7 protein-coding genes and 1 rRNA gene are annotated in these 7095 nt (G+C 71.1%); 1 reads left to right on the top strand and 7 read right to left on the bottom strand.

Annotated features, from left to right (window positions below; genetic code table 11):
- Positions 1 to 125: ribosomal RNA gene (locus ACH34W_RS46085) — 16S ribosomal RNA — on the bottom strand; the annotation flags it as partial.
- Positions 126 to 751: 626 nt separating this feature from the next.
- On the opposite strand from ACH34W_RS46085, the gene ACH34W_RS46080 reads away from it, so the two are divergent.
- Positions 752 to 1357 carry a helix-turn-helix domain-containing protein gene (locus ACH34W_RS46080; protein ID WP_395967580.1) on the top strand — a complete coding sequence of 202 codons (606 nt, stop codon included), beginning with the start codon at positions 752 to 754 and terminating at the stop codon, positions 1355 to 1357.
- Positions 1358 to 1643: 286 nt separating this feature from the next.
- Here the strand turns inward: ACH34W_RS46080 and ACH34W_RS46075 are convergent, their stop codons facing one another.
- Genes ACH34W_RS46075 through ACH34W_RS46050 form a run of 6 tightly spaced genes read right to left on the bottom strand, consistent with a single transcriptional unit; the run spans position 1644 to position 6993 of the window.
- On the bottom strand, positions 1644 to 2873 hold the full coding sequence (locus ACH34W_RS46075; protein ID WP_395967579.1) for an MFS transporter: 1230 nt from the start codon (positions 2871 to 2873) through the stop codon (positions 1644 to 1646).
- Positions 2870 to 3676: a RimK family alpha-L-glutamate ligase gene (locus ACH34W_RS46070; RefSeq protein WP_395967578.1), complete on the bottom strand. Its 807-nt coding sequence runs from the start codon at positions 3674 to 3676 to the stop codon at positions 2870 to 2872. The genes ACH34W_RS46075 and ACH34W_RS46070 overlap by 4 nt, the downstream gene beginning before the upstream one ends.
- Positions 3673 to 4950 carry a hypothetical protein gene (locus ACH34W_RS46065; RefSeq protein ID WP_395967577.1) on the bottom strand — a complete coding sequence of 426 codons (1278 nt, stop codon included), beginning with the start codon at positions 4948 to 4950 and terminating at the stop codon, positions 3673 to 3675. The genes ACH34W_RS46070 and ACH34W_RS46065 overlap by 4 nt, the downstream gene beginning before the upstream one ends.
- Positions 4938 to 5756 carry a RimK family alpha-L-glutamate ligase gene (locus tag ACH34W_RS46060; protein WP_395967576.1) on the bottom strand — a complete coding sequence of 273 codons (819 nt, stop codon included), beginning with the start codon at positions 5754 to 5756 and terminating at the stop codon, positions 4938 to 4940. The genes ACH34W_RS46065 and ACH34W_RS46060 overlap by 13 nt, the downstream gene beginning before the upstream one ends.
- Complete coding sequence (locus tag ACH34W_RS46055) at positions 5753 to 6610, bottom strand: RimK family alpha-L-glutamate ligase (RefSeq protein WP_395967575.1); 858 nt, start codon at positions 6608 to 6610, stop codon at positions 5753 to 5755. The genes ACH34W_RS46060 and ACH34W_RS46055 overlap by 4 nt, the downstream gene beginning before the upstream one ends.
- Positions 6607 to 6993: a response regulator transcription factor gene (locus ACH34W_RS46050; protein ID WP_395967574.1), complete on the bottom strand. Its 387-nt coding sequence runs from the start codon at positions 6991 to 6993 to the stop codon at positions 6607 to 6609. Before ACH34W_RS46050 ends, ACH34W_RS46055 begins: the two co-directional genes overlap by 4 nt.
- Positions 6994 to 7095: the final 102 nt, after the last annotated feature.

The following is a 7095-nucleotide window of genomic DNA, read 5'->3' as shown; positions in this document are numbered from 1 at the left end:
GGTTGCTCACGTGTTACTCACCCGTTCGCCGCTCGAGTACCCCCGAAGGGGCCTTTCCGCTCGACTTGCATGTGTTAAGCACGCCGCCAGCGTTCGTCCTGAGCCAGGATCAAACTCTCCATCAAGGCACAACGACCCACCAAACCCAAAAAGAGCCCGGCGAGCCAAACCTCAGAGAAAAATCCCAGCAATGCGATCACAAGATCGCTTTGCCTCAAAGAAATCCCCAACCACAACCCCCCAAAAGAGGGCCATGGCCACGGGGAGACCAGACCATCAAAGACGGCCTGGCCTATAAAGGCACTGGCTTTTAACACGCTGTTGAGTTCTCAAGAAACGGACACCCACCGTTGGGTTTCGCTTTCGCGTTTCCCGCTCGGAGGCGACTCGATTTACTTTATCAGATCCGTCCGGCTTGTCAATTTCCGGTCTTTTCTGATTCCGTCGTTCCTGGTTCCGCTTTCGCGGCCCCATTTCCGGCGGGCGTTGCTATTTCATCAGATCCAGCCGATTTGTCAAAACCAGCCATTCCGACCCATCGCGATGCGGAGGGCATGGAGAACCACACCCTCGTGATCATTCGATGGTTTCCCTGTGGCACGGCCGCCGCGCAGGCGTCACGCTTCCCTCCAGGGGCAAGGAGTGAATCTATGCGGTCCCCGCCCGTACGTCAAATCGTCTCGCAACCCGCGACATCCCACCACGACAACCTGAGTTGCCGTTTCCGGGAACCACCAGGTGAAATGGCCTCATGGAGAACTCCCAAGCGATCGCCAGCGCCCTGGCCGAGGTGGGGCCGCGCCTCAAGCGACTCCGTATCGAGCGCGGTGTCACCCTCACCTCGCTCGCGGAGGTGACGGGCATCTCCAAGAGCACACTGTCTCGGCTGGAGTCCGGGCAGCGGCGGCCCAGCCTGGAGTTGCTGCTACCGATCGCACAGGCCCACCAGGTGCCGCTGGACGAACTCGTCGGCGCCCCCGAGGTCGGTGACCCCCGCATCCGTCTCACGCCCCGCCAGTCGAACGGCCGGACCGTCGTCCCGCTGACCCGGCAGCCAGGAGGCGTGCAGGCCTTCAAAATGGTCATCCCGAACGATCAGAACGAGCCTGACCTACGCATCCACGAGGGCTACGAGTGGATGTACGTGCTGTCCGGCCGCTTGCGCCTCATCCTCGCCGACCATGACATCGTCATGCGTGCGGGCGAGGTCGCGGAGTTCGACACGCGCCTGCCGCACTGGTTCGGCAGCACCGGCGAAGGTCCGGTCGAGCTTCTCAGCCTCTTCGGCCCCCAGGGCGAGCGCATCCACGTACGCGCACAGCCAAAGAATCGATCGACGAGCACCGGCAACGCCTGAGTGGCTCGCCGAGAGTGCGTTGTACCGGCGAGGCGGTTCGCCCTGCCGGACAGGCCATGACGACGTGGCGGTGCTCCTCCAGAACCTCGCCGCCGAGGGCCTGCGCTCAGCAGGGATGTCCTTCCCGCAACGACATCGTCACCGGGCCGGGCGGCTCCCAGATGCTGCTCCAGGACCCCGCCGCCGACGTCGTCGAGTCCTTCCAGCCCGCGACACGCCAGGCACTCCACTTCCCCTCCCCGGGCGCCCGCAAATCCAGGCATGGACCGCAGTCGGTGCCGGTCGCTCACTGCGCGGGCACGGCATGGAGCAGGCGCCGGGTGACGAACAGCTCGGTGGCGAGCCCCAGACCGGCGCGGACCAGAAGGAACGCCGCCAGACCCCACATGTCCCACAGCAGCGCGGCGATGATCGGCCCGGCGGCCTCGCCGATCGACAGCGCGGTGTCGAGGGTCGCGACGACCCGGCCGGCCCGGGGCCCGGCGCCGCGCGCCGCCTGCGCCAGCAGGCTTCCCCACGGCGGCCGGAACGCGGCCTTCCCCGCGTCGTCGACCAGTCGGCCGGTCAGCATGCCGGCGCCGGTCGGGAAGATCAGGTACAGCAGGGAGGACAGCGTGTTGGCGATGCTGCGCGCCCCGGTGAGCGGCGCCGCGCCGAACCGGTCGGCGGCCAGGCCCGCCAGCGGCCCGACGATGAGCAGTACGAACACCGACGCGGAGTAGATGGCGCCGATCTGCCCGGGACTCAGGCCCGCGACCTCGGCGGCGATCACGGGGAAGAGGCCGTGGGTCATATGGGCGGTCGCCCCGACGAGCAGCCCCAGGACGCACAGCAGCCGCAGCCGGCGGTCACGCAACACCCGTGATCCGGCAGGACGCCGGGCTTCCGGCGGGTGCTCCACCGGCTGTGCGGCGGGGGCCGGTTGCCGGTCGGGACGCGGAACCCAGAGCCAGACCACGATGACCGGTACGAAGGAGATGGCCAGGACGAAGGCCCACAGCAGCCGGAAATCGTTTCCGCTGCCGGACAGCAGGAGGCCGCCGAGCGCCCCCGCGGACACGGCGCCCAGGTCCTTCGCACCGAAGGACACCGAGAAGGCCCGGCCGAGCCTCCGCTCGCTGGAGCCGGCGACCACGCTGATCGACGCCGGATCCCGCGCGGCCGACGCCGCGCCCTGGACCAGGCGCACCAGGTACAGCGAAGCGGGCGTTGTGGCGGTGAACAGCAGCAACGACGCGATCAGGCGCACCGTCACCGCCGTCAGATAGCCGCGCCGGGCGCCCCACCGGTCCACCGCCTGGCCCATGAAGGGCTTGACGGCCGGCTCGACCAGCGCCTTCATCGCGACGAGCACACCGATCTCGGTCAGCGACATACCCAGCTGCCGGGCGTACAGCGGCATCGCGAAGATCACCACGCCGAACGCCAGCCGCGTGGTGAAGCCCTCCACGACGACGGCCCGCATCGGGTGGGCGCCGAGGACGCCGCCGAAGCGGAAGCCTCTCAGCTCCCTCATACCGTCCCTCCGGCCGCACCGGCGGTGGCAAGGGCGGCATCGGCGATCCAGTCGGCGGCGGCCGGCACCCCCCGGTAGCCGGGGAAGGTGTTGACGTCGACGATGACCGGGCCGTCCGCACAGGTGACGACGTCGACGCCCCAGCAGACCAGCCCGCACAGATCGGCGGTGCGCAGTCCCAGCCGCACCAGCCCCAGGTCCGGGTCGGGAACGGGGATGCGCGGCACGTCGAGGCGGCCTGGCTCGACGTGGACCTGCAGTACCGCGGCCTGGCCGCCCACACCGCACACCTTGTAGTCGAAGCCGGGTCCGTCGATGACCTCCTGGACCAGCCAGGGGCCGGCGCCCACCGGGCGCTCGCCCGGGCGCAGCACGCCCGCTCCCCGGCCGAGCCGTCCGCGCAGCGGTTTCACGAACCGGGGCGTCCCGGCCGTACAAAGCAGGTCCGCCACCGCGTCGGCGTCGGCCGCGATCGTGGTCGCGGGGACCGGCAGCCCGGCCCGGTCGAGCAGCGCCAGCACGCGAGCCTTGTCGATGACCCGCAGCGTCGTGGCGAGGTCGTTGAGGCAGATGCCCCCCGCGTCGGCGGCGGCCCCGGCGGCGCAGAGCACCGCCGGATCGCCGCCCTTGACGAGGAACACGTCGGCGGCAGGCAGGTCGGCGGGAGTCCATGGAGCGGTGGCGTCGAAGGCCGTGCAGTCCACGCCGCGCGCGGCCAGCGCCGCGCCGAGCGGGCGCAGCAGCGGATTGCGGCCCGCATCCGAACCTGCCTCGACCAGGACGCAGACCCGCGCCCGGCTCACCGGGCCACCTGCCCCAGAAGCTGTTTCCTCCATTCGGACATGGCGTCGGGGGGCGGGGCCGCCGGGCCGGGAACGGGGGCCGCCGGCGGGAACCGTACGCCGTCATCGGTGAACACGAAGCCGTGGTAGCGGGCGGCCACCGCGACGGCGAACGGATCGTCGGCGGCCAGGCCGCACACACCGGTCAGTACGGCGAGCACGCCCCGCTCGTCCAGCAGCTGGCGCAGCCGGTGCGCTGACGCGTCGGCCGCCTGCACCGCCTCGTCGCCGTACCCGTACAGCAGCGCGGCGGCGACGCCCAGCGCGAAGTGCGCCGGGAGGCGGTGGTCGCTTCCGCTCAGCAGGGCGACCGGGCCCATCAGCCGGTCGCCGGCGGCGAGCTTGCGGATCGGGTCGCGGGCGACCCGGGTGACCGGGTCGGCGAGTTCGGTGTTGCCGTAGCGGGCGAGCACGTCGGCCACCGGCCCGTGCACGGCGCTGTGGTCCACGCCGTGTCCCGGCAGGAGGCCCGGATACGCGGCGAGGATCGCGCGCCGCGCCTCCAACAGGGCCCCTGCCACGACCGGCTGGACGAACGGGTCTCCGATCGCCGCGTCGATGGTGCGGTGACCGCGCAGCCAGCCGAGGTACGCGGCGAGCGCGTGGCCGGCGTTGTAGACGAACAGCTTCTCGCGCAGCCAGGCACGGTACTGGTCGGTGGTGTGCACGCCGGGCAGTACGGGCGGCGCCCGGCGCAGCGGACGGGCGTCGACGGTCAGCCGTCGCGCGGCGTCGCCGACGAATTCGGGCACCCCCGGTTCGTGCCAGCTGCCGCGGCCCACGGCCACGCGGGCGACCGCCCCTGCGACCCCGACCGGCGGTAGCCGCGCCCCGCTGGCCGCGGCGGTGTGGACGAACGCCTCGCTCACCCGAGGTGCGCATTCGGCGTTCTCCACCACCCACACGTCCACCGGACGCCCCCGCCGGGCGGCGAGCCCGGGCACCAGGTGCGGAGCGACTCGGGCGGCGTTGGCCACACCGACGCTGAGCACGACCAGGTCCGCGGCGGCCACGACCTCGTCCAGGTCCGTGGTGCCCACCGCCGCGGTGCCGACGCCGTGGACCTCCTCGGGCGGCTCCCCGGTGACCCGCACCCGCCAGCCGCCGACGGATCGGATGCGGTCGGCGATGGCACTGGTGTGGCAGCCGAGCAGCACCTCGTGGCCCGCTCCCAGGAACAGAGGCACCAGGTAGCCGCAACCCAGCTTTCCGGCGCCGACGATCAGTACGCGCATGGCTGCGCACCCCCCTCCAGGTGCCCGAGCAGGTGGCCGGAGAGGAGGCTGACAGCACCAGGTACCCCCTTGAACCCTGGGAAGGCGTTGACGTCGACGATCTGCGGGCCGTCCGGTCCGTCGATCACGTCCACGCCGTAGGCGCACAGCCCGAACACGCCGCCCGCGGCCAGCGCCAGCGCGGCCAACCCGTCGTCCAGGTGCAGCGGGCGGCCCAGTTTCTCCGTCGGCGACCGGGCCGGCCAGTGGCGCAGCGTGCCGTGGACGTGCGGCCCGATCACGAACAGCTTGCGGTCCCAGCCGTCGCCCGGCACCCAGTCCTGGACCAACCAGGGACCTCGGCCGCCGACCGGCCAGCCGTCACCCCGGTCAAGTACCGCCACGCCCTCACCGCGGCTGCCCAGCGGTGTCTTCACCACCACCGGCCCGTCGGCGGCGATGGCCGCCACCGTCCGCGGATCGTGCACGACCTGCGCAGACGGCACCGGGAGGCCGGCCACGTTGAGCCGCCGCCAGGTCTCCACGCGGTCGGCGACCACAGCCGTGGCCCTGGGCGGATTGCACCAGGTGGCCCCCGCTGGAGCGCCTGCCCGCGCCAACTCCGCTGTGGCGGGGTGGACCGAGCGCAGGATGACCAGATCAGCGCGTGCGAAGACGGCCCGGGACAGGTCCGGTGCGTCCTGCCAGGTCTGGATGTGAGCGCCCTGGGCGCGCAGCCGCGCGAGCACTCCCCAGACGATGGAGTGGGGCGTCGGCTTCTTGCCGTGAACCAGGACGACGCGGGCCCCGGCCTTGGTCTCGGTCATGCCGGAACCACCTCCATGAGCCTGGATTCGACGAGATCGGCGACCGCGTCCGGGGCCTCGGCGATGCCCGTGTAGTTCGGGAAGTCGTTGACATCGACCACCAGCGGGCCGGCGGGAGACGGCAGTACGTCCACGCCGTACAGCTCCAGCCCGAAGGCGTCCCGGCAGGCGTGCGCGAGCGTCCACAGCTCCCTGGTGACCGGCAGGGGGACCGGCTCCTCCCACTCGTCCGGGGCGAGCAGCGGCGAAGGCCGCCGCACCGCCCACACCTCCTCTCCCACCCCGTACAGCTTCACGTCGACCCCCGCCACATCGACGTAGTGCTGGGCGAGCACCATGCCCTCGGGCCAGGGCAGCCGCTCCAGATCGCGCGGGGAGTCCACCCGCACGATCCCGTGACCGTTGTCGCCGTAGGGGGGCTTCAGCAGCAGCGGCCACGCCGCGGCCGGCAGATAGGCCAGCGAGGCCGGCCTGTCAGTGAGGAAGGTGCGCGGGGTCGGCACCCCGGCTTGGGCCAGAAGCAGCACGGCGTGCGGCTTGTCCCGCACTGCCTGGACCGCCTCCCAGCGGTTGACCACACGCACACCACTGAGCTGGGCCCGGAACAGCAGCGACAGCGCGAACGCATTCCGGGTCCGCGGCACTACGAGATCACCCGGGCGCAGTGCGGGCTCCTGCCCTGTCCACCGCACCGGTTCCGGCGCCGCAGCCCCCTCCGCCCGCACCTCGGCGACCAGCCGATCCGCCAGTGCCAGCACGGCGGGCGCGCCCCGCCCGCGCAACACCTCGACCAAGGCACCGGGCATGCGCTGACCCAGGTATCGGGAGTCGGTAAGCACCACCACACGGTTCACAGGCCACCCCCCTCACCTGCTCCCGCGATGGCGAGCTGCGCACGGACCTCGGTCCGCAGCAGGGTGACCTTGAACGGTTTGGTCAAGAACACGTTTGCCCCAGAGGCCAGGCACGCGGAGCGGTGCTCCGGATCGTCCCACCCGGTCAACACCACGACCGGCAGCTTCCGGCCCTGCTCACGCAGGACCTCCAGCATCACGCGCCCCGGCAGGCCGGGCAGGCCGAGATCCAGAACGACGCAGTCGGTGCCGTCCGCCTCGGCGATGAGCAGCCCGACCTCACCATCCTCTGACAGCACGACGTCGTGCCCGTCCTGGCGCAGCACCTCCGTCACGAGGGATGCGACATGCGGCTCATCCTCGACGACCAGGATCCGCGACATGTTGTCCTCCTGGTGAACGTCAGATGAAGCGTTCGCTTCAGCTGAGCTTCAGGTTCAGCTTGGGCCTTCCAGGTGAGGCCAGTATGAGAGCGGAATGAGCGT

The organism is Actinomadura sp. 6N118 (assembly GCF_044326415.1).
GTDB lineage: Bacteria > Actinomycetota > Actinomycetes > Streptosporangiales > Streptosporangiaceae > Spirillospora.
The sequence above is the reverse complement of the archived record's forward strand: the minus strand, read 5'-3'. Positions and strand labels throughout refer to the sequence as shown.

Bases quoted from the DNA above. Each gene is read 5' to 3' on its own strand.
- ACH34W_RS46080 (WP_395967580.1), top strand. From the start codon at position 752: ATGGAGAACTCCCAAGCGATCGCCAGCGCCCTGGCCGAGGTGGGGCCG.
- ACH34W_RS46075 (WP_395967579.1), bottom strand. From the start codon at position 2,873: ATGAGGGAGCTGAGAGGCTTCCGCTTCGGCGGCGTCCTCGGCGCCCAC.
- ACH34W_RS46065 (WP_395967577.1), bottom strand. From the start codon at position 4,950: ATGCGCGTACTGATCGTCGGCGCCGGAAAGCTGGGTTGCGGCTACCTG.
- ACH34W_RS46060 (WP_395967576.1), bottom strand. From the start codon at position 5,756: ATGACCGAGACCAAGGCCGGGGCCCGCGTCGTCCTGGTTCACGGCAAG.
- ACH34W_RS46050 (WP_395967574.1), bottom strand. From the start codon at position 6,993: ATGTCGCGGATCCTGGTCGTCGAGGATGAGCCGCATGTCGCATCCCTC.